This is a genomic window from Caballeronia catudaia (genome assembly GCF_001544755.2).
Taxonomy (GTDB): Bacteria; Pseudomonadota; Gammaproteobacteria; order Burkholderiales; family Burkholderiaceae; genus Caballeronia; species Caballeronia catudaia.
Genome location: NZ_FCOF02000140.1, coordinates 1 through 1,015, shown reverse-complemented (window position 1 = coordinate 1,015; position 1,015 = coordinate 1). Strand labels below are relative to the sequence as shown.

Sequence of the window (1,015 nt, the reverse complement as noted above, 5' to 3'; positions counted from 1 at the left end):
ACGACACCACCCTGCGGGGTGCCCTTGTCCGGTTTCACTACGGTCCCGTCCGGCATTTGCACAGGCGCCTTGAGCCATCGCTCGATATACAGCAGCACCCACGCACAGTCCGTATGGCAGCGCACCGCTCGCATCATGAGTTCCCAATCAATACTGCCAAAGAAATTCTTGATGTCGAGGTCCAGCACCCAGTCATGGTTCCAGCATCGCTGCCGGGCCACATCGAGCGCCTGATGCGCTGACCGTCCGGGACGATACCCGTACGAATTGTTGTGGAACACCGGTTCCACTAGCGGTTCCAGATATCGCTTGACCACCGTCTGGGCGATGCGATCTGAAATCGTTGGTATTCCCAACGGTCTCGTTCCCGCACCCCCGTCCTTTGGTATGTCAACCCGCAAGACCGGCGGCGGAAGGTAGCTGCCAGACGACATCCGATTCCAGATTCGATACAGATTGTTCTTCAGATCTGCCTCGAATTCCGTCATCGACTGCTTGTCCACACCCGCCGCCCCGCGGTTGGCCGTCACCTGCTTATACGCCTCCCACACCTCTCGCTTGGAAATACAAAACGGCTTTGCGTTATTCACCCCGGTCCTCCTCTTTCAAGTTGCCGACGCGATAACGCCGGACGATGACGCCCCTTCGGTCCAGTCCCATTACAGGACCTTCAACCCTACTACGGGCGTCTCCGCCCCTGTGCCCCGCATCGGTACTCTCATCCTTGCGGAGGCCTTCCGCTTGGATTTCTCCCTTCGCATCGGGACGACAGGTTCCCAAGTTCCTTACCAAAGCCTGAATCAAAGTCACGCCGCCTTTATGCCGGATGCCGATGGGGCCGTCGGCAGGCATCGCCCCATCTTGTCCCGGAGCAAGTGGGCTCTCCGGTTTTGACATCAGTTCGTGAAATTATCGACACGTCATCAGCGGTTCACTTACGTTCGTCTCTTTGATTCTTACCTGACAGAGTAGATCCCTGCCTTTTCCAACAACGCTCACCACGAGGGCTCTTTAC

The 1,015-nt window shown here is 57.3% G+C and carries 1 protein-coding gene; it reads right to left on the bottom strand.

Annotation, left to right across the window (positions count from 1 at the left end; genetic code table 11):
- The coding region (locus AWB75_RS36470) for a reverse transcriptase domain-containing protein (RefSeq protein WP_268807899.1) at window positions 1-590 on the bottom strand (590 nt) is incomplete at its 3' end.
- Between the last annotated feature and the right edge of the window lie 425 nt (window positions 591-1,015).